At 65.0% G+C, this 26,963-nt stretch carries 24 protein-coding genes and 16 pseudogenes; 6 read left to right on the forward strand and 34 right to left on the reverse strand.

Features of this window, described 5'->3' with window-relative positions; translation table 11 throughout:
• Positions 1–71 precede the first annotated feature (71 nt).
• The 32 genes and pseudogenes from rpsK to rpsL form a co-directional block, all read right to left on the reverse strand.
• A pseudogene (rpsK, locus tag ACPFMJ_RS10680) lies at positions 72–462 on the reverse strand (30S ribosomal protein S11).
• 139 nt (positions 463–601) lie between these two features.
• A pseudogene (rpsM, locus tag ACPFMJ_RS10685) lies at positions 602–969 on the reverse strand (30S ribosomal protein S13).
• A gap of 237 nt (positions 970–1,206) precedes the next feature.
• The gene (locus tag ACPFMJ_RS10690; RefSeq protein ID WP_424363750.1) at positions 1,207–2,502 is read right to left on the reverse strand and encodes an Hsp70 family protein; all 1,296 of its coding nucleotides are present in this window, start codon (positions 2,500–2,502) and stop codon (positions 1,207–1,209) included.
• A gap of 69 nt (positions 2,503–2,571) precedes the next feature.
• Positions 2,572–3,150 (reverse strand): adenylate kinase, encoded by a 579-nt coding sequence (locus tag ACPFMJ_RS10695; RefSeq protein WP_424363751.1) that lies wholly within the window; start codon positions 3,148–3,150, stop codon positions 2,572–2,574.
• Positions 3,147–4,482 (reverse strand): annotated as a pseudogene (gene secY, locus ACPFMJ_RS10700) (preprotein translocase subunit SecY). Before secY ends, ACPFMJ_RS10695 begins: the two are co-directional and overlap by 4 nt.
• A 108-nt stretch (positions 4,483–4,590) precedes the next feature.
• On the reverse strand, positions 4,591–5,163 hold the full coding sequence (gene rplO, locus ACPFMJ_RS10705; protein ID WP_424363752.1) for a 50S ribosomal protein L15: 573 nt from the start codon (positions 5,161–5,163) through the stop codon (positions 4,591–4,593).
• A 10-nt stretch (positions 5,164–5,173) separates the two neighbouring features.
• A pseudogene (rpmD, locus tag ACPFMJ_RS10710) lies at positions 5,174–5,329 on the reverse strand (50S ribosomal protein L30); the annotation flags it as partial.
• A gap of 83 nt (positions 5,330–5,412) precedes the next feature.
• Positions 5,413–6,003, reverse strand: a complete 591-nt coding sequence (gene rpsE, locus ACPFMJ_RS10715; protein ID WP_424363753.1) for a 30S ribosomal protein S5 — start codon at positions 6,001–6,003, stop codon at positions 5,413–5,415.
• A gap of 36 nt (positions 6,004–6,039) precedes the next feature.
• Positions 6,040–6,403, reverse strand: a pseudogene (rplR, locus tag ACPFMJ_RS10720) (50S ribosomal protein L18).
• A gap of 12 nt (positions 6,404–6,415) precedes the next feature.
• Positions 6,416–6,947: pseudogene (rplF, locus tag ACPFMJ_RS10725) on the reverse strand (50S ribosomal protein L6).
• A 32-nt stretch (positions 6,948–6,979) separates the two neighbouring features.
• Positions 6,980–7,375: a 30S ribosomal protein S8 gene (rpsH, locus tag ACPFMJ_RS10730; RefSeq protein WP_424363754.1), complete on the reverse strand. Its 396-nt coding sequence runs from the start codon at positions 7,373–7,375 to the stop codon at positions 6,980–6,982.
• Between the two features lie 17 nt (positions 7,376–7,392).
• Positions 7,393–7,700: pseudogene (rpsN, locus tag ACPFMJ_RS10735) on the reverse strand (30S ribosomal protein S14).
• Positions 7,701–7,744: 44 nt separating this feature from the next.
• Positions 7,745–8,279: pseudogene (gene rplE, locus ACPFMJ_RS10740) on the reverse strand (50S ribosomal protein L5).
• Positions 8,280–8,400: 121 nt separating this feature from the next.
• A pseudogene (gene rplX, locus ACPFMJ_RS10745) lies at positions 8,401–8,717 on the reverse strand (50S ribosomal protein L24).
• Entirely contained in the window at positions 8,717–9,025 is a 309-nt protein-coding gene (rplN, locus tag ACPFMJ_RS10750; protein ID WP_424363755.1) for a 50S ribosomal protein L14, read from the reverse strand. Before rplN ends, rplX begins: the two are co-directional and overlap by 1 nt.
• Before the next feature lie 241 nt (positions 9,026–9,266).
• The gene (gene rpsQ, locus ACPFMJ_RS10755) at positions 9,267–9,509 is read right to left on the reverse strand and encodes a 30S ribosomal protein S17 (RefSeq protein WP_424363756.1); all 243 of its coding nucleotides are present in this window, start codon (positions 9,507–9,509) and stop codon (positions 9,267–9,269) included.
• Positions 9,510–9,518: 9 nt separating this feature from the next.
• Positions 9,519–9,725: a 50S ribosomal protein L29 gene (gene rpmC / locus ACPFMJ_RS10760; RefSeq protein WP_424363757.1), complete on the reverse strand. Its 207-nt coding sequence runs from the start codon at positions 9,723–9,725 to the stop codon at positions 9,519–9,521.
• A 12-nt stretch (positions 9,726–9,737) separates the two neighbouring features.
• The gene (gene rplP, locus ACPFMJ_RS10765) at positions 9,738–10,151 is read right to left on the reverse strand and encodes a 50S ribosomal protein L16 (RefSeq protein WP_424363758.1); all 414 of its coding nucleotides are present in this window, start codon (positions 10,149–10,151) and stop codon (positions 9,738–9,740) included.
• Between the two features lie 117 nt (positions 10,152–10,268).
• Complete coding sequence (locus tag ACPFMJ_RS10770) at positions 10,269–10,685, reverse strand: hypothetical protein (protein ID WP_424363759.1); 417 nt, start codon at positions 10,683–10,685, stop codon at positions 10,269–10,271.
• Between the two features lie 97 nt (positions 10,686–10,782).
• Positions 10,783–10,872 (reverse strand): annotated as a pseudogene (locus ACPFMJ_RS10775) (30S ribosomal protein S3); the annotation flags it as partial.
• A gap of 121 nt (positions 10,873–10,993) precedes the next feature.
• Complete coding sequence (rplV, locus tag ACPFMJ_RS10780; RefSeq protein ID WP_424360055.1) at positions 10,994–11,380, reverse strand: 50S ribosomal protein L22; 387 nt, start codon at positions 11,378–11,380, stop codon at positions 10,994–10,996.
• A 3-nt stretch (positions 11,381–11,383) separates the two neighbouring features.
• Positions 11,384–12,502 (reverse strand): 50S ribosomal protein L2, encoded by a 1,119-nt coding sequence (gene rplB, locus ACPFMJ_RS10785; protein WP_424360056.1) that lies wholly within the window; start codon positions 12,500–12,502, stop codon positions 11,384–11,386.
• Positions 12,503–12,523: 21 nt separating this feature from the next.
• The gene (locus tag ACPFMJ_RS10790; RefSeq protein WP_424360057.1) at positions 12,524–12,820 is read right to left on the reverse strand and encodes a 50S ribosomal protein L23; all 297 of its coding nucleotides are present in this window, start codon (positions 12,818–12,820) and stop codon (positions 12,524–12,526) included.
• Positions 12,817–13,434 (reverse strand): annotated as a pseudogene (rplD, locus tag ACPFMJ_RS10795) (50S ribosomal protein L4). Before rplD ends, ACPFMJ_RS10790 begins: the two are co-directional and overlap by 4 nt.
• A gap of 3 nt (positions 13,435–13,437) precedes the next feature.
• Positions 13,438–14,150, reverse strand: a pseudogene (rplC, locus tag ACPFMJ_RS10800) (50S ribosomal protein L3).
• Positions 14,151–14,206: 56 nt separating this feature from the next.
• Entirely contained in the window at positions 14,207–14,515 is a 309-nt protein-coding gene (gene rpsJ / locus ACPFMJ_RS10805) for a 30S ribosomal protein S10 (RefSeq protein ID WP_014890764.1), read from the reverse strand.
• 114 nt (positions 14,516–14,629) lie between these two features.
• Positions 14,630–15,820, reverse strand: coding sequence for an elongation factor Tu (tuf, locus tag ACPFMJ_RS10810; protein ID WP_424360058.1), 1,191 nt, complete (start codon positions 15,818–15,820; stop codon positions 14,630–14,632).
• On the reverse strand, positions 15,736–16,152 hold the full coding sequence (locus ACPFMJ_RS10815) for a hypothetical protein (protein WP_424363846.1): 417 nt from the start codon (positions 16,150–16,152) through the stop codon (positions 15,736–15,738). Before ACPFMJ_RS10815 ends, tuf begins: the two co-directional genes overlap by 85 nt.
• 84 nt (positions 16,153–16,236) lie before the next feature.
• Positions 16,237–16,763: pseudogene (fusA, locus tag ACPFMJ_RS10820) on the reverse strand (elongation factor G); the annotation flags it as partial.
• Positions 16,764–16,851: 88 nt separating this feature from the next.
• A pseudogene (locus ACPFMJ_RS10825) lies at positions 16,852–17,070 on the reverse strand (EF-Tu/IF-2/RF-3 family GTPase); the annotation flags it as partial.
• Between the two features lie 110 nt (positions 17,071–17,180).
• Positions 17,181–18,459, reverse strand: a pseudogene (gene rpsG, locus ACPFMJ_RS10830) (30S ribosomal protein S7); the annotation flags it as partial.
• A gap of 24 nt (positions 18,460–18,483) precedes the next feature.
• Positions 18,484–18,856 (reverse strand): annotated as a pseudogene (gene rpsL, locus ACPFMJ_RS10835) (30S ribosomal protein S12).
• Positions 18,857–19,496: 640 nt separating this feature from the next.
• Here rpsL and ACPFMJ_RS10840 point away from each other — a divergent pair.
• Entirely contained in the window at positions 19,497–19,736 is a 240-nt protein-coding gene (locus tag ACPFMJ_RS10840; protein WP_424360059.1) for a YdcH family protein, read from the forward strand.
• A gap of 57 nt (positions 19,737–19,793) precedes the next feature.
• Here ACPFMJ_RS10840 and ACPFMJ_RS10845 read toward each other — a convergent pair whose 3' ends face one another.
• Complete coding sequence (locus ACPFMJ_RS10845; protein ID WP_424360060.1) at positions 19,794–20,549, reverse strand: HugZ family protein; 756 nt, start codon at positions 20,547–20,549, stop codon at positions 19,794–19,796.
• Between the two features lie 330 nt (positions 20,550–20,879).
• Here ACPFMJ_RS10845 and ACPFMJ_RS10850 point away from each other — a divergent pair, with 330 nt between their 5' ends.
• The 5 genes from ACPFMJ_RS10850 to ACPFMJ_RS10870 all read left to right on the forward strand — a co-directional run bounded on the left by ACPFMJ_RS10850 (position 20,880) and on the right by ACPFMJ_RS10870 (position 24,878).
• Positions 20,880–21,578 carry a response regulator gene (locus ACPFMJ_RS10850; RefSeq protein ID WP_424360061.1) on the forward strand — a complete coding sequence of 233 codons (699 nt, stop codon included), beginning with the start codon at positions 20,880–20,882 and terminating at the stop codon, positions 21,576–21,578.
• A gap of 15 nt (positions 21,579–21,593) precedes the next feature.
• Positions 21,594–23,501: a stimulus-sensing domain-containing protein gene (locus ACPFMJ_RS10855; protein ID WP_424360062.1), complete on the forward strand. Its 1,908-nt coding sequence runs from the start codon at positions 21,594–21,596 to the stop codon at positions 23,499–23,501.
• The gene (locus ACPFMJ_RS10860; RefSeq protein WP_424360063.1) at positions 23,498–23,962 is read left to right on the forward strand and encodes an HPr kinase/phosphorylase; all 465 of its coding nucleotides are present in this window, start codon (positions 23,498–23,500) and stop codon (positions 23,960–23,962) included. Before ACPFMJ_RS10855 ends, ACPFMJ_RS10860 begins: the two co-directional genes overlap by 4 nt.
• Positions 23,963–24,156: 194 nt before the next feature.
• Complete coding sequence (locus ACPFMJ_RS10865; RefSeq protein ID WP_424360064.1) at positions 24,157–24,558, forward strand: PTS sugar transporter subunit IIA; 402 nt, start codon at positions 24,157–24,159, stop codon at positions 24,556–24,558.
• A gap of 20 nt (positions 24,559–24,578) precedes the next feature.
• A complete protein-coding gene (locus ACPFMJ_RS10870) occupies positions 24,579–24,878 on the forward strand; it encodes an HPr family phosphocarrier protein (RefSeq protein ID WP_424360065.1) in 300 nt (99 codons plus the stop codon).
• Between the two features lie 5 nt (positions 24,879–24,883).
• Here ACPFMJ_RS10870 and ACPFMJ_RS10875 read toward each other — a convergent pair whose 3' ends face one another.
• Positions 24,884–26,851, reverse strand: coding sequence for a putative bifunctional diguanylate cyclase/phosphodiesterase (locus ACPFMJ_RS10875; protein ID WP_424360066.1), 1,968 nt, complete (start codon positions 26,849–26,851; stop codon positions 24,884–24,886).
• Between the last annotated feature and the right edge of the window lie 112 nt (positions 26,852–26,963).

Here is a 26,963-nt window from a genome sequence, read left to right on the forward strand (position 1 = left end):
AATCTGGGGCGATTCAAGTCTCTCGCGCGGCGCGCCGCGCGACGTGTGGGCGCTCCGTGCGCCCTCCGGCGTCAGACGCGGCTTCGCTTGCGCGGACGGCAGCCGTTGTGCGGGATCGGCGTCACGTCGCGGATGGAGGTGACGGTGAAGCCCGCCGCCTGCAGCGCGCGCAGCGCCGATTCACGGCCCGAGCCGGGGCCGGAAACCTCGACTTCGAGCGTGCGGACGCCGTGCTCGCCAGCCTTGCGCGCGGCGTCTTCGGCCGCCATCTGCGCGGCGTAGGGGCGTCGACTTGCGCGAGCCCTTGAAGCCCATCGTGCCGGCCGACGACCAGGACACGGTATTGCCCTGCGCGTCGGTGATGGTGATCATCGTGTTGTTGAACGTCGAATTGACGTGCGCGACGCCGGAGACGATGTTCTTGCGCTCGCGGCGGCGAACGCGGGTGGTGTCCTTGGCCATTTTGTTCCTGGTCCTTCAAGCGCGCCCGTAACGCCAGGCGCTGGGGATGGTCTTCACTGCGTCATGGCCGGGCTTTCCCGGCCATCTTTCGACAAGAAATCCCCGGAACACGCCCGGGGATGATCGGCGATTCAGCCGATTACTTCTTCTTGCCGGCGATCGGCTTCGCCTTGCCCTTGCGGGTGCGGGCGTTGGTGTGGGTGCGCTGGCCGCGGACCGGCAGCTGGCGGCGATGGCGCAGGCCGCGATAGCAGCCAAGGTCCATCAAGCGCTTGATGTTGATCGCGACTTCGCGGCGCAGATCGCCTTCGACCGATAGTCGCGGTCGATCGTCTCGCGGATCTGCAGGACTTCAGCGTCGGTGAGCTGGGCCACGCGGCGCTCCGCCGGGATGTTCACCTTCTCACAGATCTCCTCGGCCTTCTTCGCGCCGATGCCGTGAATATATTGAAGCGCGATGACGACGCGCTTGTTGGTCGGGATATTGACGCCTGCGATACGAGCCACGATTTTCTCCATGTCGGGCGGCAACCTCGCGGCGCCGCCGGATGATGAACCCGCGTCCGGTGGAGGCCGGCCCCTGCGGGAATTTCGGATCGAGATTCACCGAAACGCAAAAACGGAAGCCCTCCGAAGAGAACTTCCTGAATTTTCGTCGGAAGTGAGCCGATAACTAGCGATTGCGCGCGAGTCAAGGAAAATACGCAAGGGAGAAGCAATATTTCTCCCCTGCCCGCGCGAGACTCAAGCGCTTCGACGCAGCGCATCAGACCCGAATTTGCGCCGCGCGTCCAGCCCCAGCCCGTAACCGACGGCGCCGAACATGTCGCCTTCGATGATCTTGGCGCCGGGCGTCGCTCCCGTAACCGCCGTGCGCACAGCCGGAATCGCGGTGGAGCCGCCGGTGAGAAAGACGGCGCCGATGCGGTCTCCCGCGAGCCCGGAGGCAGCGAGCGTCTCCTTCAGCGTGCGCGTCAGGGAGCCCAACTGGTCGGCGATCGCGTCGTTGAGCGTCTTCGGGTCGGCTCCCACGGCAAAGCCGCGCTCGACCTCGGCGAGATCGATCGCAGCCGTCTCCGCGCCTGAAAGGTCGATCTTCGCCTTTTCGACCGACAGGGCGATGGAATGGCCGCGACGGCACTCCATAATCTCCGCGAGCCGCGCGATTTTCTGCGGCTCGAGAGCGTAGCGCTGCAATTCCTCGATGTCGCGCGCGACCTTGGGCGTGTAGAGCAGGTTGATCCGGTGCCAGGTCGCGAGATCGACGTAAAAACCGTTCGGAACCAGGATCGACTTGTCGCTGAACGGCATGCGCATCTCGGTTCCGAGGCCCAGATGCGGCATGACCGTCTTCAGGCTGAAGAGCCGGTCGATGTCGGTCCCGCCGATATGCACGCCTTTGTTGGCGAGAACGTCCGCCGCCCGGTCTGCGCGGAACTTTCCCTCCGGCGAGACGCGCACGACGGAGAAGTCCGACGTGCCGCCGCCAATGTCGGCGATGAGCGCATATTGCTCGTTTCGCACCGTCTGCTCATAGGCGAGCGCCGCTGCGATCGGCTCATATTGGAAGGCGATCTCGCGAAAGCCCTGGGCGCGCGCGATCTCCTCCAATGCGTCCTGCGCGCGACGGTCGGCGGCGGGATCGTCGTCGACGAAATGAACCGGCCGGCCAAGAACGGCTTGGGTTGTGTCGGCGCCCGCCGCGGCGTCGGCCGTCTGTTTCAAACGCCCGACGATCAGTCCGATAATATCCTTGAAGGTATAGGTCCTGGTCTTGATGCGCGTCGTCTCGTCCATGAGCGCCGTGCCAAGGACGGATTTGAGGCTGCGCATCAGCCGGCCTTCAACACCGTCGACATAGGCCTGGATGGCCGCACGACCGAAGACCGGCGCGCCGCTGGAGAAGTCGAAGAAGATCGAGCTCGGGAGGGTGCGGGAGCCGCCTTCCAACGCAATCAGCTCGACATCTTGCGCGCCCTGAACCGCGACCGTCGAATTGGACGTGCCGAAGTCGAGGCCGCAAAAGGATTTTGCTTCCATCGGGGTTCTCTGATTTTGGGAAGGGTCGAAAAGAAATGGCCCGGCGGAGCCGGGCCTGTCCTCGAACTATCAGTGACCGAGCGTCTTGTCTATCGCTGCGGTCACATCGTCGATGGGCAGCATCCCATCGACCTGCTTCAACTCGCCCTTCTGGGCGTAATGGGCAGAGACCGGCGCCGTTTGCTGGCGATAGGCGTCGAGCCGCGTCTTGAAGCTTTCGGGATTATCGTCGGCCCGAACCGGCCGCCGGCCTCCAAAGTCTCGCGACCGCGCTTCGATCCGCTCGACCAGCTTGGTGTCGTCCACGACGAGCTCCACGACCGCATCGAGGCCGATGCCCTTCCTGGCCAGCAACTCCCGAAGCGCCTCCGCCTGGGCGACAGTGCGCGGAAAGCCGTCGAGAATGAAGCCGTTCGCACAGTCGGGCGCGTCGATGCGCTGGTCGATGATGCCGATGACGACTGCGTCGGGCACGAGCTGGCCGGCGTCCATGATCGCCTTGGCCTTAAGGCCGATCGGCGTGCCGGCGGCGACGGCGGCGCGCAGCATGTCGCCGGTGGAGAGCTGGGGAATTCCCAGCTTCTCGACCAGACGGGCTGACTGCGTTCCCTTGCCGGCGCCTGGGGGGCCGAGAAGGACGAGCCTCATTTACGACGTCCCTTGAGCTTGGTCTTGCGGATCAGCCCCTCATATTGCTGCGCCTGCATGTGGCTGTGGATCTGAGCGACCGTGTCCATCGTGACGCTGACGACGATCAGGAGCGAGGTGCCGCCGAAATAGAAGGGCAGGTTCGCATAGGCGATGAGCCCTTCCGGCAGAAGACAGATAATGGCGAGATAGGCGGCCCCCAGCACGGTGATGCGCATGAGGACGTCGTCGATGAACTTCGCCGTGCGCTTCGCCGGGGCGGATGCCGGGGAGGAAGCCGCCATGCTTCCGCAGGTTATCGGCCGTTTCCGTCGGGTTGAAGACGATCGCGGTGTAGAAGAAGGCGAAGAATACGATCAGGCCGACATAGGCCAGCATATAGAGCGGACGGCCATGGCCGAAATAGGCCGAGATCGTCGCGAAGATGCTCTCTGACCCCGTCGACTGGTAGAAGTTCGCGACCGTGGTCGGCAGCAGCAGCAGCGACGAGGCGAAGATCGGCGGAATGACGCCCGACGTGTTCAGCTTCAGCGGCAGGAAGGACGTCTGGCCCTCATAGACCCGGTTGCCGTGCTGGCGCTTCGGGTAAGTGATCAGCAGGCGGCGCTGGGCGCGCTCCATGAAGACGATGAAAGCGATGACGAAGAAGGACATCGCGATCACGCCAAGGATGATGCCCGTCGAAATGGCGCCCTGGCGACCGAGTTCGAGGGTCGAGATGATGGCGGACGGGAAGGCCGCGACGATGCCGCGAAGATGATCAGCGAGGATCCGTTGCCGATGCCGCGCGCGGTGATCTGCTCGCCGAGCCACATCAGGAACATCGTGCCGCCGACAAGCGTCATGACCGTCGTGATGCGGAAGAAAAGGCCCGGATCCGTGTCACGACCCCTTGCTGCGCCTTCGAGGCCGACGCCATGCCGTAGGCCTGGAAGGTCGCGAGCACGACGGTCAGATAGCGCGTATATTGGTTGAGGACCTTGCGGCCCTGCTCGCCTTCTTTCTTCAGCGACTCGAGGGTCGGGAACACCGACGTCAGCAGCTGAATGATGATCGAGGCCGAGATATACGGCATGATGTTCAGCGCGAAGATCGCGCGCGCTGCACGGCGCCGCCGGCGAACATGTTGAACAGCTCGAGCATGCCCTTGGACTGGCCAAAGAAGCTCTTCGCGAAGGCGTCGGGATCGATGCCCGGCAGCGGCACATAGGTGCCGAGGCGATAGACAATGAGCGCGCCCAGCGTGAACAAGATGCGCTTCTTGAGTTCCTCGGACTTGCCGAAGGCGGAGAGATTGACGTTGGCCGCGAGCTGCTCGGCTGCCGATGCCATGGTCTCTATCCCTCGTCGCCGCCGCGGTGCTGCCAACCGAGCGCTTTCGGCAAAACCACAACTTGGGTCCGGAATGCGCCGTTTCCAGTGCTTTCCAGCCGCGGACGCTCAGCCGGGCAGTCCTCCGCCCGGTCGGACGCGCGATTGCGTTCCGCTTTCGCGGCGCGGCTTCGCCCTTGCGCAGAGCGGGCCGACTTCTGGCGCTTTTCTTCGTCGAAGCGGGTTCGCCTTCGGCTCGACCGAACCGCCGGCGCCCTCGATCGCGGCGATGGCGCCCTTGGACGCAGCCGAGACTTCGAAGGCGAGCTTCGCCTTGATCTCGCCCTGGCCGAGGATTTTCACGCCGTCGCGCGGCTTGGCGACAACGCCCGCGGCGATGAGCGCCTCGAGGGTCACGGGCGCCGAGGCGTCCAGCTTCCCGGCGTCGACGGCCGCCTGGATGCGGCCGACATTGACCTCGTTGTAGTCGACCGTGAACGGGTTGTGGAAGCCGCGCTTCGGCAGACGACGATGCAGCGGCATCTGACCGCCTTCGAAGCCGCCAATGGCGACGCCGGTGCGGGCCTTCTGGCCCTTGACGCCGCGTCCGCCGGTCTTGCCCTTGCCGGAGCCGATGCCGCGGCCGACGCGCATCCGGTTCTTGCTGGAACCCGGATTGTCGGAGATTTCGTTGAGCTTCATAGCCGCGTCCTCACTTCTCGCCGACGATTTTGACGAGATGCGCCACCTTGGCGATCATGCCGCGAACGGCCGGTGTGTCTTCCAGCGTCGAGGTGCGACCGATGCGCGTCAGCCCCAGCCCGCGCAGCGTCTGGCGCTGCCGCTCAGGACGCCGATCGGGCTGCCCTGCTCGACGTGATCGTTTTCTTCGATCTTAATCGTAACCTCAGTTCGAAGCGGCAGAAGTGCAACGAGCTTCCGTTATTCCCGTTACGCGTCGACGGCTTCGGCGTCGACGCCCTGGCGGCGGCGCGATACGATATCGGAAACCTTCTTGTTCCGGCGGGCGGCGACCGCGCGCGGCGAATCTTCGCGCGTCAGCGCGTCGAAGGTGGCGCGGATCATGTTGTAGGGGTTCGACGAACCCTGGCTCTTCGCGACGACGTCATGCACGCCGAGCGTCTCGAACACGGCGCGCATCGGACCGCCGGCGATGATGCCGGTGCCGGCCGGCGCGGCGCGCAGGATCACGCGGCCGGAGCCATGACGGCCATAGACGTCGTGATGCAGCGTCCGGCCTTCGCGCAGCGGCACGCGGATCAGCGCGCGCTTGGCGGCTTCCGTCGCCTTGCGGATCGCTTCCGGCACTTCGCGCGCCTTGCCGTGGCCAAAGCCGACGCGGCCCTTCTGGTCGCCGACGACGACGAGCGCGGCAAAGCCGAAGCGACGGCCGCCCTTCACGACCTTCGCGACGCGATTGATGTGGACCAGACGATCCACGAATTCGCTGTCGCGCTCTTCCCTATCGCGATCGCGACCGCGACCGCCTTCAGATTCACGCGCATTCTTTTCTTCCGTCACTTACGCGGCCACGATTTCGTTCCTCTCGAGTATCTCTTAAAACTCGAGGCCGCCTTCGCGCGCCCCGTCGGCCAGCGCCTTGACGCGGCCGTGATACATAGAAGCTGCCGCGATCGAAGACGACCTGCTTGACGCCCTTCGCCGTCGCGCGCTCCGCAAGGAGCTTGCCGACGACCTTGGCGGCGTCGGTATTTGCGCCGGTCTTCAGCGACTCGCGATTCGCCTTCTCGATAGAAGAAGCCGCCGCGAGCGTCACGCCCTTCTCGTCGTCGATGATCTGCGCGTAGATCTGCTTCGACGAACGGAACACGGAGAGACGCGGGCGGCCATAGGCGCGCTCGCGGATCGCCTTGCGGACACGCGCCTTGCGGCGCTGTTCGATGCTGACATCCTTGGCCATGGCGGCCGATCCTTACTTCTTCTTGCCTTCCTTGCGGAAGATGAATTCGTTGGCGTATTTGACGCCCTTGCCCTTGTAGGGCTCGGGGCCGCGCAGGGCGCGGATCTCGGCCGCAACCTGGCCGACCTGCTGCTTGTCGATGCCGCTGATCATGATTTCCGTCGGCTTCGGCGTTACGATGCTGATGCCGTTGGGAATCGGATAGTTCACATCATGCGAATAGCCGAGGGCGAGCTGCAGCACCTTGCCCTGGACGGCGGCGCGATAGCCGACGCCGGTGATCTCGAGCTTCTTCTCGAAGCCCGTCGTCACGCCGATGACGAGGTTGTTGACGCGGGCGCGCGACGTGCCCCAGAGCGCGCGGGCGCGCTTGGTGTCGTTGCGCGGGTCAACCTTGATCGCGTTGTCCGTTCTCTGCACCTTCAAGGCGTCGGGAACGGTGAAGGCGAGCTGGCCCTTCGCGCCCTTCACGGACGAGCTGGCCGTCGACCTTGGCGGTGACGCCGGCCGGGACGACCACGGGCTTCTTGCCGATACGAGACATGGTCTTCAAATCCTGTTCGCTGGCGGGCAAGGTCAGAAGACCTTGCACAGCACCTCGCCGCCGACATTGTTTTCGCGGGCCGCATGATCGGCCATGACGCCCTTGGGGGTCGACATGATCGTCACGCCGAGGCCATTCGCCACGCGCGGAACGGCGTCGACAGCCGCATAGACGCGACGGCCCGGACGGGAGACGCGCTCGATCTCCTTGATGACCGGCTGGCCGTCGAAATACTTCAGCTCGATGGAGAACTCGGTGCGGCCATTGCCGAAATCCGTGGTCGAATAACCGCGGATGTAGCCTTCTTCCTTGAGCACGTCGAGGACGCGCGCGCAGCTTCGAGCCCGGCGTGGACACTTTGTCCTTGCGGCGCATCTGCGCGTTGCGGATGCGGTCAGCAAATCGCCGAGCGGATCGTTGATCGCCATTTCAGATTCCGCTCTCCTTACCAGCTCGACTTCACGAGGCCCGGAATCCGACCGCGGGACCCGAGCTCACGCAGCGCGATGCGCGACATCTTGAGCTTGCGATAGTAGGCGCGCGGGCGGCCCGACACTTCGCAGCGGTTGCGAATGCGGATCGCGGCCGAGTTCCGCGGAAGCTGCGCGAGCTTCAGGCGAGCCAGCGAAACGCTCTTCCGGTGTCTTCGTCTTATCCTTAGCGAGCAGCTTCAAGCGCTTGCGCTTCCGGCGTAGCCTTGACCGCCAGCTTCGCCTTTTTCTTGTTGTTCTCAATCGCGCTTTTCTTCGCCATGAGTATTTTAGCCTTTCGGTATCCGCGTTTGAGGCCTTATGGCCTCACTGCCGGAACGGGAAATTGAACGCCTTGAGCAGGGCGCGCGCTTCGTCGTCGGTCTTGGCCGTGGTGCAAACGATCACGTCGAGGCCGAGGATACGATTGTCGACCTTGTCGTAGTCGATTTCGGGGAACACGATGTGCTCCTTGATGCCGAGGGCGTAGTTGCCGCGGCCGTCGAAGGACTTCGGGTTGAGACCGCGGAAGTCGCGCACGCGCGGCAGGGCCACGTGATCAGACGGTCGAGGAACTCGTACATGCGGTCTTGCGCAGGGTCACCTTCGCGCCGATCGGCATGTTCTCGCGGACCTTGAAGGTCGCGATCGCCTTGCGGGCGCGTGTCACCACCGGCTTCTGACCGGCGATCAGGCTGAGATCGCCCGCGGCGGAGGTCGACCTTCTTGCGTGTCGTTGACCGCATCGCCCACGCCCATGTTGAGCACGATCTTCTCGATCGTCGGCACTTCGAGCGGGTTCTTGTAGCCAAACTGCTCGATGAGCTGCTGGCGAACCACTTCTTCATAGTGCTTCCTTCATGCGCGGCGTAATCGGCCGGACGCGGCGCAGCGGCTGCGCGCGGCTCGGACGAAGCGGCTTTGTCGGCCTTCGCCTTCTTGCTCGGCCTTCTTGGCGCGCTGCGGCCTTGGCCTTCTTTTCCTCAGCCATCGATCACTTCTCCGGAACGCTTGGCGACGCGAACCTTGCGGCCGTCGTCGAGGATCTTGAAGCCGACGCGGGTCGGCTTGCCGTCCTTGGGGTCGGCGATCGCGATGTTCGACAGGTCGATCGTGGCGGCCTTGTTGACGATGCCCGCCTCACGGTCCTTGGTCTGGCGCTGATGGCGCTTGACCATGTTGACGCCGTCGACGACGGCGCGGCCTTCGTCCGGGATCACGCGGAGCACCTCGCCGGTCTTGCCCTTGTCGCGGCCGGCGAGACGACGACCTTGTCGCCCTTCTTGATCTTCGCGGCCATCACAGCACCTCCGGCGCGAGCGAGATGATCTTCATGTGGTTCTTGGCGCGAAGCTCGCGCGGCACGGGTCCGAAGATACGGGTGCCGATCGGCTCCTTCTGATTGTTGATCAGCACCGCGGCGTTGCGATCGAAGCGGATCACCGAACCGTCGGCGCGGCGGATGTCCTTCGCGGTGCGCACGACGACGGCCTTCAGCACGTCGCCCTTCTTCACGCGGCCGCGCGGGATCGCCTCCTTGATCGAGACGACGATGATATCGCCCACGCCGCGTATTTGCGCTTCGAGCCGCCCAGCACCTTGATGCACATGGACGCGGCGCGCGCCGGAATTGTCGGCGACGTCGAGATTTGTTCTCCATCTGGATCATGGCTTACCCGCCTTTCAATCCGGTCTGGTTTCGGCCGCGCCCTATCGCGACGCCGATCTCATCATTTTCCCAACGCTCTTCCCCATCGCATGGGTCTTGCGATCGGGCAATTCCCAACTCTCCGACGGCCTGAAAGGCGCTCTCTAAGCGTCTGCGACGTTGACGCCCAAGCGAGGCTATTTACGCGTTTGTCGCGTTTTCCACAACCCGCCAACGCTTCAATTTCGAAATCGGAGCCGTTTCTTCGATGAAGACCGTGTCGCCGACCTTGAACGCGCCGTTCTCGTCATGCGCGTGATAGTGCTTCGTGCGGCGGACCGTCTTCTGGAGCAGCGGGTGCGTGAAACGGCGCTCGACCTTCACGACCACGGTCTTGTTCTGCTTGTCGGAGACGACGACGCCCTGGAGAATTCGCTTCGGCATGGCGCTTCCTTACTTTTCCGTGCGCTTCTGCGCGGCGATGGTTTTCGCCCGGGCGATGTCGCGACGAACGACGCGAACGCGGGCGGTGTTCTCGAGCTGGCCGGTCGCCCGCTGGAAGCGCAGGTTGAACTGCTCCTTCTTGAGCTTCAGCCAGCTGGTCGTCGAGCTGATCGAGCTCATCGCCTTGATGTCGGAGAGGCGCTGCTTGGCTTTCATGTCGTCCTCCTGTTACTCGGCGATGCGCTCAATGAAACGGGTCTTGATCGGCAGCTTGGCCGCGGCGAGGGTCAGGGCCTCGCGCGCCAGCGGCGCCGGGACGCCGTCGACCTCGAACATGATGCGGCCGGGCTTGACGCGCGCCGCCCAAAATTCGGGCGCGCCCTTGCCCTTGCCCATGCGGACTTCGGTCGGCTTCTTGGAGACCGGCACGTCCGGGAAGATGCGGATCCACACGCGGCCGGCGCGCTTCATGTGGCGCGTCATGGCGCGACGCGCCGCTTCGATCTGGCGCGCGGTGATGCGCTCCGGCTCCATCGCCTTCAGGCCGAACTGACCAAAGTTCAGCGAGAAGCCGCCTTTCGAGGCGCCGTGGATGCGGCCCTTGAAGGCCTTGCGGAACTTTGTGCGTTTGGGTTGCAGCATGATAGGTGCTCTTTGAATTCTTTTGCGTTCGCGCGTCGACGGAGGCGTCGGAAGCGGCGGGTTCGCGCGGCCACGCGCCACCACGACGGTCGCGGTCGCCGCGGATCCCGGTCGCGATCACGCTCGATGATGATCGCCGCCAGACGCGGACGCGGAGCGCCGCTCTCGGCATTTCCGGCGCTTGTCCTGCGCCATCGGATCGTGCTCGAGGATCTCGCCCTTGAAGATCCAAACCTTGATGCCGATGATGCCGTACGCGGTGCGCGCAACGCCGTAGCCGAAGTCGATGTCGGCGCGCAGCGTGTGCAGCGGCACGCGGCCTTCGCGGTACCATTCGGTGGCGGGCGATTTCGGCGCCGCCCAGACGGCCCGAGCAGTTGATGCGGATGCCCTGGCGCCGAGACGCATCGCCGACTGAACGGCGCGCTTCATGGCGCGGCGGAAGGCGACGCGGCGCTCGAGCTGCTGGGCGATCGACCTTCGGCGACAGCGTCGCGTCGATTTCCGGCTTGCGCACTCGACGATGTTGATCACGACTTCCGAGCTCGTGAGCTTGGCGACGAGCTTGCGGATCTTCGATGTCCGCGCCCTTCTTGCCGATCACGACGCCGGGACGCGCCGTCATGATGGTCACGCGGCACTTCTTGTGCGGGCGCTCGATGACGATCTTCGAAATGCCGGCTTCGCGCTGTTCCTTCATGATGTGCGCGCGGATCGCCATGTCCTCGTGCAGCAGCTTGCCGTATTCGCCACTTGGCAGCGAACCAGCGGCTATCCCAGGTCCGGTTGACGCCGAGGCGCAGCCCGATCGGATTGACCTTCTGACCCATGGTTCTGATCCTTTAGGCGTTCGCTTGCGCTTCGACTTCGCGCACGATGATCGTGAGGTTCGAGAAGGGCTTCTCGATCCGGCTCGCACGACCGCGGGCGCGGGCGTGGAAGCGCTTCATGACCAGCGCCTTGCCGACGAAGGCCTGCGCGACGATCAGATCATCGACGTCGAGACCGTGATTGTTCTCGGCGTTGGCGATGGCGCTCTCCAGCGTCTTGCGTACGTCGAGCGCGATGCGCTTGCTCGAGAATTCGAGATCGGCGAGCGCGCGCTCGACCTTCTTGCCGCGGATGAGCTGGCGAGAAGATTGAGCTTCTGCGGGCGACACGCGCAGCATGCGCGCGACCGCCTTGGCCTCGTTCTCCGCGAGCCGGGGCGGATTGGCCTGCTTGGACATCGATTAGCCTCTCTTCGCCTTCTTGTCCGCCGCGTGACCGTGGAAGGTGCGCGTCGGCGCGAATTCGCCGAACTTGTGACCGATCATGTCTTCGCTGACAGCGACGGGGATGTGCTTCTGGCCGTTGTGCACGCCGAAGGTCAGGCCGACGAACTGCGGCAGGATCGTGGAGCGGCGGCTCCAGATCTTGATGACTTCCGAGCGGCCGGACGCGCGCGAGGTCTCCGCCTTCTTGAGCAGATAGCCGTCGACGAACGGACCTTTCCATAGAACGAGCCATGGATCAGCCCTTCTTCTTCCGACATTGTGCCGCGAGGACACGATGAATCGATCGGTCGACTTGTTGGAGCGGGTCTTCTTGCCCTTGGTCGGCTTGCCCCAGGGCGTCACAGGATGCCGGCCGCCCGAGGTGCGGCCTTCGCCGCCGCCATGCGGATGGTCGATCGGGTTCATCGTGACGCCGCGGTTGTGCGGGCGACGGCCGAGCCAGCGCGAACGACCGGCCTTGCCGATCGAGGTGTTCATGTGATCGGGGTTCGAAACCGCGCCGACGTGGCGAAGCACTGGCCGTGGACCAGGCGCTGCTCGCCGGAGTTGAGGCGGAGAATCACATAGCCCTGGTCGCGGCCGACGATCTGCGCATAGGAGCCGGCCGAACGCGCGATGGAGCCGCCCTTGCCCGATCTTCATCTCGACGTTATGGACGATCGTGCCGACCGGAATGTTGGCCGATCGGCATGGCGTTGCCCGGCTTGACGTCGACCTGCTCGGCCCGAGACGACCTGTCGCCGACGCCCAGGCGCTGCGGCGCGAGGATGTAGGCCAGCGTCGCCGTCCTCGTAGCGGATCAGGCGATGAAGGCCGTGCGGTTCGGATCATATTCAAGGCGCTCGACCTTGCCGGCCCGTCGATCTTGCGACGCTTGAAGTCGACGAGACGATAGGCCTGCTTGTGGCCGCCGCCGCGGAAACGGACCGTCACGCGACCATTGTTGCGGCCGCCCTTCGAGGTCTTGCCCTCGGTCAGCGTCTTGACCGGCTTGCCCTTGTAGAGGTCGCTGCGGTCGACGATGACGAGCTGACGAAGGCTCGGCGTGACCGGCTTGAATGTCTTCAGCGCCATGTTCTGTCCTCACGCCTTCCGTCACAGTCCGGTCGTCACGTCGATCTTGTGACCTTCGGCGAGCGTGACGACGGCTTTCTTGACGTCGCTCTGCTGGCCGCGCACGCCGCGGAACGTCTTCACCTTGCCCTTGCGGACCGAGGTGTTCACGGACTCGACCTTCACGTCGAACAGGCCCTCGACCGCCGCCTTGATTTGCGGCTTCGTCGCGGTCTTGGCGACCTTGAAGACCACCTGATTGTTCTCGGAAGCGAGCGTCGCCTTCTCGGTGATGACCGGCGCGACGATCACGTCGTAGTGGCGGACGTCCTTGCTCATTTCAGGCGCGCCTCCAGCGCGTCCACGGCGGCGCGGGTCAGAACCAGCTTCTCGCGACGGAGATGTCGTAAACGTTGACGCCCTCGACCGGCAGCACGTCGATCTTCGGAATGTTGCGCGCCGCGAGCGGGAAGTTCTCCTGCGGCGAACCGCCGACGATGATGATCGCGCTGTTGAGGCCGGTCTTGGCGAAGCCGGAGGCGAGAACCTTCGTCTTCGGCGCGTCGAGTTCGGCGTTCTCCCACACGACGATGCCGCCGTCCTTGGCCTTGGCCGAGAGAGCGTGCTTCAGCGCCAGGGCGCGGACCTTCTTGGTCAGCTCGTGCTCATGACTGCGCACTTCGGGCCGAACGCGCGACCGCCGCCGCGGAACTGCGGCGCGCGCTTGGAGCCGTGGCGAGCGCCGCCGGTGCCCTTCTGCTTGTACATCTTCTTGCCGGTGCGCGCGATCTCCGCGCGGTTCTTGACCGCGTGGGTGCCGGCCGGCGCTTGGCGAGCTGCCAGCGGATCATCGGTGCGATGAGGTCCACGCGCGGCTCCAGGCCGAACACTTCGTCGGAAAGCTCGATCGAACCGGCCGACTGTCCGTCGAACGACGTGACGTCGATCTTCACGGCTCAGTCCTCCTTCGTTTCTTCTTGCGCGGGCGCGGCGTCGGCCAGACGGAATTTGCCCGGCTGCGGCGCGTCCTTGGGGAGCGCGCGCTTGACGGCGTCGCGCACGTAAATCCAGCCGCCGGCGGTGCCGGGTACGGCGCCTTCGACCAGCACCAGGCCGCGCGCGACGTCGGTCAGCACGACACGCAGATTCTGCGTGGTGACGCGATCGACGCCCATGTGGCCGGCCATCTTCTTGTTCTTGAAGGTCTTGCCGGGATCCTGACGGCCGCCGGTCGAACCATGCGAACGGTGCGAGACCGAGACGCCGTGGGACGCGCGCAGACCGCCGAAGTTCCAGCGCTTCATCGGACCCGCGAAGCCCTTGCCGGTCGTGGTGCCGGTCACGTCGACGAACTGGCCGACGACGAAGTGGTCGGCGGTGATCTCCGCGCCGACCGGGAGCAGCGCGTCCTCGTTCACGCGGAACTCGGCGAGCTTCATCTTCGGCTCGACCTTGGCCGCGGCGAAGCGCGTGCGCTCGGCCTTGGAGACATTCTTCACCTTGGCGCGGCCGATGCCGAGCTGAACGGCGGTGTAGCCGTTCTTCTCCTTGGTGCGCTGAGCGACGACCTGGCAGCCGTCCAGCTTCAGCACCGTGACCGGCACATGCTCGCCCGCATCGTGAAGATGCGGGTCATTCCGACCTTTTGCGCGATGACGCCCGATCGCATGTGCATTTCCTTCGCGGGGCCATTCGCGTTACCGCCAGAGGGCCCGGAAGTTCTTCTTAGAGCTTGATCTCGACGTCGACGCCTGCGGCGAGGTCGAGCTTCATCAGCGCGTCCACCGTCTGCGGCGTGGGATCGACGATGTCGAGAACGCGCTTGTGCGTCCTGATCTCGAATTGCTCACGCGACTTCTTGTCGATGTGTGGCGAACGGTTCACCGTGAACTTCTCGATGCGCGTCGGCAGCGGGATCGGGCCGCGAACCTGCGCGCCGGTGCGCTTCGCCGTGGAGACGATCTCCTTGGTCGACGTGTCGAGAATCCGGTGATCGAACGCCTTGAGGCGGATCCGGATGTTTTGACCGTTCATTGTCTCTTCCTTTGATGGACCGCGAGCTTCTCATGCCCGCTTTCAAAGCCGCGCGCAAGCGCGCGCGGCTGCGGGACGCTGCGAGTCGAAAGACCCGCGGTCCAGATCCGCTTCTTACTCGATGATGCTGGCGACGACGCCCGCGCCGACCGTTCGGCCGCCTTCGCGGATGGCGAAGCGCAGCTTCTCTTCCATGGCGATCGGAACGATCAGCGCCACCTCCATCGAGATGTTGTCGCCCGGCATCACCATCTCAACGCCTTCCGGCAGAGTCACCATGCCCGTCACGTCCGTCGTGCGGAAGTAGAACTGCGGACGATAGTTCGTGAAGAACGGCGTGTGACGGCCGCCCTCTTCCTTCGTCAGGATGTAGGCCTCCGCCTTGAACTTCGTGTGCGGCTTCACAGAGCCCGGCTTGCACAGAACCTGGCCGCGCTCCACTTCCTCGCGCTTCGTGCCGCGCAGCAGGCAGCCCACGTTGTCGCCCGCCTCGCCCTGGTCGAGCAGCTTGCGGAACATCTCGACGCCCGTCACCGTCGACTTCGACGTCGGACGGATGCCCACGATCTCCACTTCCTCGCCGACCTTGATCACGCCGCGCTCGATGCGGCCCGTCACCACCGTGCCGCGGCCCGAGATCGAGAACACGTCTTCGACCGGCATCAGGAACGGCTGATCCTTCGGACGCTCCGGCTGCGGAATGTAGTCGTCGACCGTCTTCATCAGCGCGAGGATCGCGTCATGGCCGATCTCGGGCGTCTTGTTCTCCAGCGCCGCCAGCGCCGAGCCCTTGGTGATCGGAATGTCGTCGCCCGGGAACTCATATTTGCTGAGCAGCTCGCGAACTTCGAGCTCCACGAGCTCGAGCAGCTCCGGATCGTCGACCATGTCGACCTTGTTCAAGAACACCACCAGCGCCGGAACGCCGACCTGGCGCGCCAGAAGGATGTGCTCGCGCGTCTGCGGCATCGGGCCGTCGGCGGCCGAGACCACCAGGATCGCGCCGTCCATCTGCGCCGCGCCGGTGATCATGTTCTTCACATAGTCGGCGTGGCCGGGGCAGTCGACGTGCGCGTAGTGCCGCTTCGAGGTCTCATATTCGACATGCGCCGTCGAGATCGTGATGCCGCGCGCCCGCTCCTCCGGAGCCTTGTCGATCTGATCGTAGGCCGTGAACGTCGCTCCGCCCGTCTCCGCCAGAACCTTGGTGATCGCCGCCGTCAGCGACGTCTTGCCGTGGTCGACGTGTCCGATCGTCCCGATGTTGCAGTGCGGCTTCGTGCGTGAGAACTTTTCCTTGGCCATTGTTGGTCTCCTTTAGAGAGTCCGTTTGCGACCCGGGTTCGCTGAGATCCCGGCGAGCGGTATTTCGGCCTGGGCCCACCTTCTTCGTACTTGGCCTTGACCTCATCCGCCACCTGTTCGTAGTGATCGAAAAGCATGGTGTAGCTGGCGCGACCCTGCGTGCCGGAGCGCAGGTTGTTGACGTAGCCGAACATGTTGGCGAGCGGCACCATGGCGTTGATGACGACGGCGTTGCGCGCGCATGTCCTGGCCCTGGATCTGGCCGCGGCGGGAGTTGATGTCGCCGATGACGAAGCCGGTATATTCTCCGGCGTCACCACCTCGACCTTCATGATCGGCTCGAGCAGGACCGAGCCGCCCTTCTGCAGCGCTTCGCGGGTCGCGGCGCGCGTCGCGATTTCGAAGGCGAGAACCGACGAGTCGACGTCGTGGAAGGCGCCGTCGATGAGCGTCGCCTTGAGGTCGACCACCGGGAAGCCCGCGAGGACGCCGAGTCCAACGACCGACTCGATGCCCTTCTCCACGCCGGGGATGTATTCCTTCGGCACCGCGCCGCCGACGATCTGGCTCTCGAACTGATTGCCCGCGCCGGCTTCGTTCGGCTCGAGATGATCTTGACGCGCGCGAACTGGCCGGTGCCGCCGGTCTGCTTCTTGTGCGTGTAGTCGATCTCGATCGCGCTTGCGAGACGCTCGCGATAGGCGACCTGCGGCGCGCCGATATTGGCGTCGACCTTGTAGGTGCGCTTCAGAATGTCGACCTTGATGTCGAGATGCAGCTCGCCCATGCCCTTGAGGATGGTCTGGCCGCTCTCCTGGTCGGTCGACACGCGGAAGGACGGATCTTCGGCGGCGAGCTTCTGAGCGCGATCGCCGAGCTTCTCCTGGTCGGCCTTCGACTTCGGCTCGATCGCGATCTCGATGACGGGCTCGGGGAACTCCATGCGCTCGAGGAATGACAGGCTTCTGCGGATCGCAGAGCGTGTCGCCGGTGCGGGTGTCCTTGAGGCCCGCGAGCGCGACGATGTCGCCGGCGTAGGCTTCCTTGATGTCTTCGCGGTTGTTGGCGTGCATCAGCAGCATGCGGCCGATGCGCTCTTTCTTGTCCTTGGTCGAGTTGACGACCGTCGTGCCCGACTCGATCTTGCCCGAATAGACGCGCGCGAAGGTGATCGTGCCGACGAAGGGGTCGTCCATGATCTTGAAGGCGAGCATGGAGAAGGGTTCGGCGTCGGAGGGCTTGCGCACCATCTCCTCGCCCGTGTCCACGTCGACGCCCTTGATCGCTTCGCGATCGACGGCGACGGCAGATAATGGACGACGGCGTCGAGCAGCGGCTGCACGCCCTTGTTCTTGAAGGCCGAGCCGCAGAACACCGGATGGAAGGCGATCTTGCGCACGGCGGTGCGAAGCAGCTTGTGCAGCGTCTCCTCGTCCGGCTCGTTGCCGTCGAGATAGGCCGCCATGGCGTCGTCATCCATCTCGACCGCCGCCTCGATCAGATGCGTGCGATATTCCTTGGCCTGATCGAGGAGCTCGGCCGGGATTTCTTCGTCGTGATACTTGGCGCCGAGACCTTCGTCTTCCCAGACGACCGCCTTCATCCGGACGAGGTCGATGACGCCCTTGAAATTGTTCTCGGAGCCGATCGGCAGCTGCACGCAGACCGGCCGACCGCCGACGCGCGTCTTGATGTCGGAGACGCAGCGGAAGAAGTCCGCGCCGATCTTGTCCATCTTGTTGACGAAGACGATGCGCGGAACGTTGTACTTGTCGGCCTGACGCCAGACGGTCTCGGTCTGCGGCTCGACGCCCTGGTTGCCGTCGAGCACGCAGACCGCGCCGTCGAGCACGCGCAGCGAACGCTCGACTTCGATCGTGAAGTCGACGTGGCCGGGCGTGTCGATGATGTTCAGGCGCTTGCCGTTCCAGAACGTCGTCGTCGCGGCCGACGTGATGGTGATGCCGCGCTCCTGCTCCTGCTCCATCCAGTCCATCGTCGCGGCGCCGTCATGCACCTCGCCGATTTTGTGGCTCTTGCCGGAATAGTAGAGGATGCGCTCCGTCGTCGTCGTCTTGCCCGCATCAATGTGGGCCATGATGCCGAAGTTGCGGTAGTCCTCGATCGGATGCGAGCGGGCCATAACGAATGTCCTCGGTGAGAGCTCGGGCTTACCAGCGATAGTGCGAGAAGGCGCGGTTGGCTTCCGCCATCGGTGCGTGTCTTCGCGCTTCTTCACGCAGCGCCGCGATTGTTGGACGCGTCGAGCAGTTCGGCCGAGAGACGATCGACCATGGTCTTGTCGTTGCGCGCGCGCGGCCGCGGTGATGATCCAGCGGATCGCCAGAGCCTGCCGGCGCTCGTTGCGCACTTCGACCGGCACCTGATAGGTGGCGCCGCCGACGCGACGCGAACGAACCTCGATGGCCGGCGCGACATTTTCGAGCGCCTGCTTGAAGACGGCGAGCGGATCGCTCTTGGCCTTCGCCTCGATCTGGTCGAACGCGCCATAGACGATCGTTCGGCGACGACTTCTTGCCGTCGTACATGATGGAGTTCATGAACTTCGCGAGCACGACGTCGCCAAACTTGGCGTCTTCGATAACTTCGCGCTTTTCGGCCCGGTGGCGACGAGACATCGGATGCTTCCTTCTTGAGCCGGATTACTTCGGACGCTTCGCGCCGTATTTCGAACGGCGCTGCTTGCGGTCCTTGACGCCCTGCGTGTCGAGCACGCCGCGCAGAATGTGATAGCGAACGCCGGGAAGATCCTTCACGCGGCCGCCGCGGATCATGACCACGGAGTGCTCCTGAAGGTTGTGGCCTTCGCCCGGGAATGTAGCCGATCACCTCGAAGCCGTTGGTCAGGCGCACCTTGGCGACCTTACGAAGGGCCGAGTTCGGCTTCTTCGGCGTCGTCGTATAGACGCGCGTGCACACGCCACGCTTCTGCGGGCAGGCGCCGAGATGGCGGGCCTTCTCGCGGTACGTCTTCGGGTGACGCGGCTTGCGGATCAACTGGCTGATCGTCGGCATCAAAAAGTCCTTCGCTTCGCTGACGCGAATGGCGGATGTTCGGGGTAACCCGCAAGCGCATCGTCAAAGACGCGCAAACGAGCGAAGCGCCGATGGCCGCAAGGCCAAGGCGCTCCTGACGCAGAGGACCCCGGGAGACCCGGGATCGTGCCTTCCTGTCCGTCGCCGCGAAGCGACGTATGATTACCAAAGGTACTTGGCGGTCACAGGCAAGGCGACAGCGTATAAGTTCGGAAGGTCGAGAGCGCGGCGCTCGCCGACGGCGTGAACTTACGGCCTGTCGAAAGTGGGCGGAACCTAATCGCGGGTAGGCGGCGCGTCAAGCGAAGATTCAGCGCAAGCCAACAAAAAATTAGGTTTGCGCGGCCATGTGCGTCGAAGTGATCGGCCCGACGCTGCGGGAATGCAGCGATCATGGCGAAACGGAAACTTGCTGCGATGATCCATCGGCGGTCGGCGGTCGGCGGCGAGTCCGGACCCGAGCCGCCCGAACGAGCGCGTTGATCATCAAGCCCGGACCCCGCTTGCGCGCTTTCGCCGCATGAACCGAGGGCTTCAGTTTCGCCCCCGAAAGCCGGTAGAAGCGTCTCGAGGGCGCCGGGAGGCGCTACGCAATTAATGAGAGGGAGAGAGACCTAAAATGAGCCATGTCGCACATGAGCTGCACGAGGAATTCCCGGAACATGCCGAGGCGATTCACAATCTGAAGACGAGCAACGCCCATTTTGCGCGCCTCGCCGAGGAATATCACACGCTGAATCGCACGATTCATCGCATGGAGACCAATGTCGAGCCGGCGGACGACGCGACGATCGAGGATCTCAAGAAGAAGCGCCTCTCGCTCAAGGACGAGATCGCCGGCTTTCTCGCGACGGTCTGATCTGAACCCGAAGGCGCGCGGGCCGTCGCTAGGCGGCCCCGTGCGCCTTCCAGCGTTTCAGGCGCCGCGGGCGAGACGGGCGAGGTCGACGAGGACCTGCCGCGATTCCGCCGGCGTCCTGATGATCTTGGGGAACGCCACCCGCGCGGTCAGGTCGCTGCAGACAAGGTCGAGCCCCTCCGGGTCGATCCCGCTCGCCTGCCACTTCCCGGGCTTGGCCCCCGCGAGCTTCTCCGCATAAAGCGCCAGCGCGTCGGCATGGTCGGCGTTCATATGGCCGAGAATGTCCGCCTCCGCCGCAATCAGCGCCTCGGCGCCGCCGATATCCGCCAGGAGCTGGGCCGGGCCGAAATCAGCCGCCCGCGCGAAGCCGCCATTGAGATGGACAGCCTCGATCTCGGCGCGCCAGAAGGAAAAGTCCGGGAAATCCGCATAAAGCTGCGCCTTGGGATTGCGGGCGAGGAAGCGCGCCCGCGCAGACGGCGCCTGCGTGCGCGCGGCTTTGGCGACGAGAGTCAGGCGCGGATGGGCCATGGGGTCTCCCCGCCCGCCCTGGGCGAGGAGCAGCGAGCAGCGCCCGTCCCGTTCCAGATTGCCGGTGTGATGGGCGAGCCGCGACAAAAGGAGAATCGGCGTCCCGTCATGATCCGTGGCGATGGCGGTCAGCGTCGCGAAGGGCGCGCCGGACTCGGTCAGCGTCGCCAGCGTCGCCGTGCGAATGGCGCGCAGCAAGCGCTTGGATTCTCCCACCGGATCGAAGGAAGGGTCCTGCCGAGGGTCCCTTTGGGGACCGTCCTCTTTACCTAGCGTCATGATTCTGCCTGCATTTCTGTCTCAAAAAGGCGCCGGGGTCGCTTTGCCGACCAAATGTGTATATAAGAGGCGCGTGAGGCTGTCGCAGCCGCCGCCTGTTCGGTTGAACTCGTGGCGGACGGGAACAGGCGCCTCCTGAATGCGCATCGGGCGTTTATGGCCGCTTTGAAGGCCACATTTCAGCCGCGATAGATCGGGACCTTGTCCGGGTTGATGGAAACCCGTTTGGTCCCTGGGTGACGGAAAGCGCAGCGCCGCACGGGCGCACGAGCCCGCGCTCCAAGTATCCCTGGATGCATCTATCGCCGCCAACAACAGCAAAGGTTGATCATGCCGACCATCGCTCTCGTCGACGACGATCGCAACATCCTGACCTCGGTGTCCATTGCGCTCGAGGGCGAGGGCTATCGCGTTCAGACCTACACGGACGGCGCCCAGGCGCTCGATGGTCTGCGGGCCAATCCGCCGGATCTCGCGATCTTCGACATCAAGATGCCGCGCATGGACGGCATGGAGCTTCTCCGCCGCCTGCGGCAGAAATCGGACCTTCCGGTGATTTTTCTCACCTCGAAGGACGAGGAGATCGACGAACTCTTCGGCCTCAAGATGGGCGCCGACGACTTCATCCATAAGCCCTTCTCCCAGCGCCTCCTCGTCGAGCGCGTGAAGGCGATCCTGCGCCGCGCCAATCCGAAGGAGGCGGCGGCGCAAAAGGAGACCGAGGCCAAGGTTCTCGAACGCGGCGCGCTGGTCATGGACCCCGAGCGCCACACCTGCACCTGGCGCGGCGATCCGGTCGTGCTGACGGTGACGGAGTTCCTCATCCTACAATCGCTCGCCCAGCGCCCCGGCGTCGTGAAAAGCCGCAACGCGCTGATGGACGCCGCCTATGACGATCAGGTCTATGTGGACGACCGCACGATCGACAGCCACATCAAGCGCCTGCGCAAGAAGTTCAAGGTCGTCGACAACGACTTCGAAATGATCGAGACGCTGTACGGCGTCGGTTACCGCTTCAAGGAAATGTAAGCGGGCCGACGCTTCATGAGCGCATCCGATACCGGCGACGCCGTCATCGAAGAGGCAACGGAGAGCGATTCCCTCGCCCCGGTAGGCGACGCCGCTTTTGCCCCCGCGGCCGCCGCGCCGCCGAGGCCCCCTGCCCGGCGCGTCCGCACCGCCAACATCCGCCTGCGCCGTTTCTCGCGGGCGGTCCAGTCGCATCTTTCCTCGTCGCTGACGCGCCGCATCGTGGTGCTGAATCTCGGCGGCCTCGTCGCCCTGCTCGGCGGCTTTCTCTATCTCAACCAGTTCCGCGAAGGCCTGATCGACGCGCGCGTCCAGAGCCTGCAGACTCAAGGCGAGATCATCGCCGCCGCGGTCGCGGCGTCCGCCACGGTCGACACCGACGCCATCACCATCGATCCGGAAAAACTTCTCAAGCTCGCGCCGGGCGAAAGCGCGACGCCGGGCGAAAACGAGCTCGGGATGGAGTTTTCGCTGAACCCGGAGCGCGTTGGTCCATTGCTGAGGCGTCTCGTCTCGCCGACGCGGCTGCGCGCGCGCATCTATGACCGCGACGGCTATCTGCTGCTCGACTCGCGCTCGGTCTCGGGCCGCTCCAACATTCTGCGCTTCGATCTGCCGGCCGCCGGCAAGACGACGACGATCGACGCCTCGTCTTTCCTCCAGAAGACGCTCGATCTCCTGCGACGCCTGACGCGCCGCCCGGAATTGCCGCTCTACGAAGACATCGGCATGGGCAACGGCAAGACCTATCCGGAGGTCGCGAGTTCGCTCGACGGACGCGCGCATTCCGTCGTGCGCGCCAACGAAAAGGGCGAAACCATCATTTCCGTGGCCGTTCCGGTGCAGCGGTTCCGCTCCGTGCGCGGCGCGCTGCTCCTCTCGACGATGGGCGGCGACATCGACGCGATCATCGCGCAGGAGCGCTGGGGCATCATCCGCATCTTCCTCGTCTCCGCCGGCGTGATGCTCCTGCTCTCGCTCTTCTTCACCAACACCATCACCGAGCCGATGCGGCGTCTCGCCGAGGCCGCCGAGCGCGTGCGCCGGGGCGCCAAATCCAGGCAGGAAATTCCGGACTTCTCGGACAGGCCGGACGAGATCGGCCATCTCTCCGCCGCGCTGCGCGACATGACGACTGCGCTCTACAACCGCATCGAGGCGATCGAGCATTTCGCGGCGGACGTCGCGCATGAACTCAAAAACCCGCTGACCTCGCTGCGCAGCGCCGTCGAGACGCTGCCCATCGCCAAGACGGATTCCGCGCGCGACCGGCTGCTCGCCATCATCAAGCACGATGTCGGCCGACTGGATCGCCTGATCAGCGACATTTCCGACGCCTCCCGCCTCGACGCCGAGTTGGCGCGTGCGGATATGAGCGACGTCGATCTCTCCAAGGCCGTCATGACCGTCGTCGACATCGCCCGCGCCGTCGATCGCGGCGACGAGGTGAAGGTCGCGCTGACGATCCGCCATTCGTCGAACGAATCGCCGCGCAAACGCTGGCTGGTTCGCGGGCATGATTCGCGGCTCGGCCAGGTTTTCAACAATCTCATCGACAACGCCCGCTCCTTCTCGCCGCATGGCGGCGAGGTGCGCGTCCTGCTCTGGCCGGAATGCGCCAAGGGTCCGGGCGGGACGCCCCTCGACGGCTATGAGATCATCGTCGACGACGACGGGCCCGGCATTCCCGACGGCGCCTTCGAGCGCGTCTTCGAGCGCTTCTACACGGATCGCCCCGAGCAGGGCTTCGGACAAAATTCCGGCCTCGGCCTCGCCATCTCGCGCCAGATCATCGAGGCCCATGGCGGCCGCATCCGCGCCCTGAACCGCACGCAGGCGCAACCCGAAGGCACGGACGAGCCGGGGCCGGACGATCCAGTTCTGGGCGCACGTTTCGTGGTCTGGCTCCCCGCCGCGCGATGATCGCCGCAGCGCCTCCGCTTTACCTCCACGCCAATGCGGTTTTGCTCGGCGAGAAGGGCGTTTTGCTGCGCGGCCCCTCCGGCGCCGGCAAGAGCGCGCTGACGCTTGCGTTGATGTCGCGCTTAGAGGCGCAGGGCGATTTCGCGCGGCTCGTGGGCGACGACCGCGTCGGCGTCGAGGCGAGCTGCGGGCGCCTCGTCGCGCGGCCGCATCCCGCCATTGCGGGCCTTCTCGAAATCCGCGGCCTCGGCTTGATGCGCGTTGCCTTCGAAGCCGCCTGCGTCCTGCACGCGATCGTCGACATTTGCGGGCCGGGTGAAACGGCGTCGCGGCATCCTGAGCCGGACGAAAAAATCGCGTCGATCTGCGGCATTGCGCTGCCACGCCTCGCCGCGAAGGATTGCAGCGATGTCTCAGTTGCGCGAATCGTCTTTTTCTTACAAGAAATTACGACAATCTGACGCCCGCCCGCGCTTTTTGCTTGCGAATTTCGCGGCGACGCACAAAATGGCGCGCCTGACGAGCGCCCCGGCAAAATGGGATGTGCGGAGCGGCTCAGCTTGTATATGCTGACGTGGGGGGCGAGAAGCCGCGGCGGGTTTCGCAGAACACGTCACTTGGCAGCGCGAGACGTCTTCATGAGTGGTAGGGTCGAATGATCGGAATGGTCTTGGTGACCCACGGCCACCTCGCCACGGAGTTCCGCGCCGCGCTCGAACACGTGGTCGGCCCGCAAAAGCAGCTCGTCTCCATTTCGATCGGTCCCGAAGACGACATGGAGCGCCGCCGGGCCGACATTCTCGAAGCGATCCACGGGGCTGACAGCGGCGACGGCGTCGTTCTGCTCACCGACATGTTCGGCGGCACGCCTTCCAATCTCGCCATTTCAGTGATGAATGGCGGCAATGTCGAAGTTCTCGCCGGCGTGAATCTTCCCATGCTCATCAAACTCGCCTCGGTGCGCGACACGGCGACGCTCGAGCAGGCGGTGCTTCAGGCGCAGGACGCCGGGCGAAAATACGTATATATCGCGAGTCGTGTGCTGAACCCGAAATAACCTCGCCGAAGTGATCTTCCATGTCCGACGCGCAAGAACAGGGGGCTGACGCCCTCTCCCGCGATTTGCCGATCATCAACAGAAAAGGCCTTCACGCGCGCGCGACCGCCAAGTTCGTGCAGTGCTGCGAGAAATTCGACGCCGAGATCACCGTCTCCAAGGACGGCGAGACGGTCGGCGGCAGCTCCATCATGGGAATCCTCACGCTCGGCGCCGGCCAGGGCTCGACCATCACGGTGACGGCGACCGGCCCGGAAGCCGCGGAGGCGCTCGAGGCGCTCGACGCGCTGGTCGCCAACCGCTTCGGCGAAGACGAGTAGCGGCCTCAGGCGCTCAGCGAGGCGATGGCGCGCCGGCGCGCGGGGCTCCAGCTGGCGATGAAGGTCTCCAGCCTGTCGAGCGGCATCGGCGCGGCGATGAGGAAGCCCTGCGCCTCGTCCACTCCCGCATTGCGCAGCCATTCGAGCTGTTCCCGCGTCTCGACCCCCTCGGCGACGACGGTCATGTGAAAGCCCTTGGCCATTTGCGTCACGCCGGCGACGATCGCCGCGCATTCCTTGCGCGCGACCGCTTCGCGCGCCAGCGGCCCGCCGATCTTCACCTGATCCAGCGGCGATTTGCAGAACTGCGCGAGCGCCGCATAACCGGCCCCGAAATCCTCCAGCGCGATCGAGACGCCGGCCTGCGATAATTTGCGCAACTGCTCGCTGAAAGGCGGGATATCGCAAAGCATGGCCTTCTCGGCGATCTCGATTTCGAGGCGGTGCGGCGCCAGCCCGGACTGCGCCACGAGGTCCAGCAGGCGATCGGCGAAATCCGGCCGCTGGAACTGAACGGGCGAGAGACTGACGCAGACGCGGAACCGCTCGGAAAAGCGCGCCCCGGCGGCGCAGGCTTTATCGATCGCCCACAGTCCGATCTCGTGAATGAGGCCGCTTGCCTCCGCGAGCGGAATGAAATCCGCCGGCGGAATCTCGCCCCGCGTCGGGCAACGCCAACGCAGCAGCGCCTCGAAGCCGACGATCTCGTCGCTAGCAAGATCGAGAACCGGCTGGAAGGCGAGCGATAGCTGGCCGTTCGAGAAGGCGAGACGCAGATCCTCCTCCGACAGCGGCGCGACGGCGTCGCCTTTTTCGCGTCGGTCGAACAGCCGCCACTCGCCTTGCGCCTTCGCTTCGTAAAGGGCGACGTCGGCGCTCTTGAACAACGCCTTTTGAGTGTCGCCGTCTCGCGGCGCGAGCGCGCCGCCGACGCTCGCCCCCGCCGGAACGATACGGCCTTCCAGAGCGAAGGGCTCGTCGAAACAGGCGGCGATTCTGCGCGCCACGGCGCTGGCGGAATCGTCATTGGCGACATCGGTCGCGATCACCGCGAATTCGTCGCCCCCGAGGCGCGCGACGAAATCCGCCGCGCGCAGGGAATTGCGCAGGCGTAGCGCGACCTGCGACAGCAAATCGTCGCCCGCCGGATGGCCGTAGCGGTCGTTGACCAGTTTGAAATCGTTGATGTCGACCAGAAGCAGCATGAAGCCGCCGCCATAGCGCGCCGCGCGCGCAAGTTCGCGTTCGATCACGTCGGTGAAGGCGAAACGGTTCGGCAGGCCGGTGAGCGCGTCGGTTCGCGCCTCGCGCTCGGCGCCGATTTGCGACAGGACCCGATCGCGGAACGCCGCCGCCTCGACATAGACGTTGCGCAGCAACACCGCCGTATAGATGCACAGCACGAAGGCGATGCGCGACAGATCGGGGTCTCCGCCGCCGATCAGCGTCACGGCCGCGGAAAGCGCGATGGGCCCCGAAAAGATCGTCGCGGCGAGCGGCGCCCGCGCCAGGGCGAAGGCGCCGCCGAACAGCATGCCCGCGGTCAGCGACGTGACCATCAGCTGCGCGCCCGGGCTCGCCTCGAGAAAGAACAGCGGCGGCACCGCCGCCCAAAGCCCGCCAAGGACAGCGGCGTTGATCACCGCCCGCCGGCCGATGCCGGAGGGCCGGCTCGTCGGCCCGAACCGCCGCGGCCGCCCCCGCCGCGCGCGCATGTAGATGTAAAGGGTGACGAAGAGCAGCGCGGCCGTCCACGCCAGCACCCGCTGCGCGAGCGGCGTGTCGATGAACGTCGCGAGAAGCGCCAGCGCGTTGCCGATATTGGCCGCCATCATGCCGGGCGTATTCGCCCGCAGCGCGGCGTACTGCTCTTTCTGGAGCCGCGCGGCGCTGGCCGGATCGCCAGGAACGGCGGTCAGCTTGCGTATGCGCTTCACGAAGACAGAAACGCGCCGCGACATAGCCTCAAGCATGGACAAGACCTCTGCGCCAGGCTGAAACTATCGCGCCGGGCCTGCGCGACGCTGACCGCCCGCCGGGCCTTGCGCTGCGGCCAGGCCGCCTGTAAGCGCCACGAGGGGCGAG

The sequence above is a fragment of the Methylocystis parvus genome (genome assembly GCF_049675845.1).
GTDB classification, from domain to species: Bacteria; Pseudomonadota; Alphaproteobacteria; order Rhizobiales; family Beijerinckiaceae; genus Methylocystis; species Methylocystis parvus_A.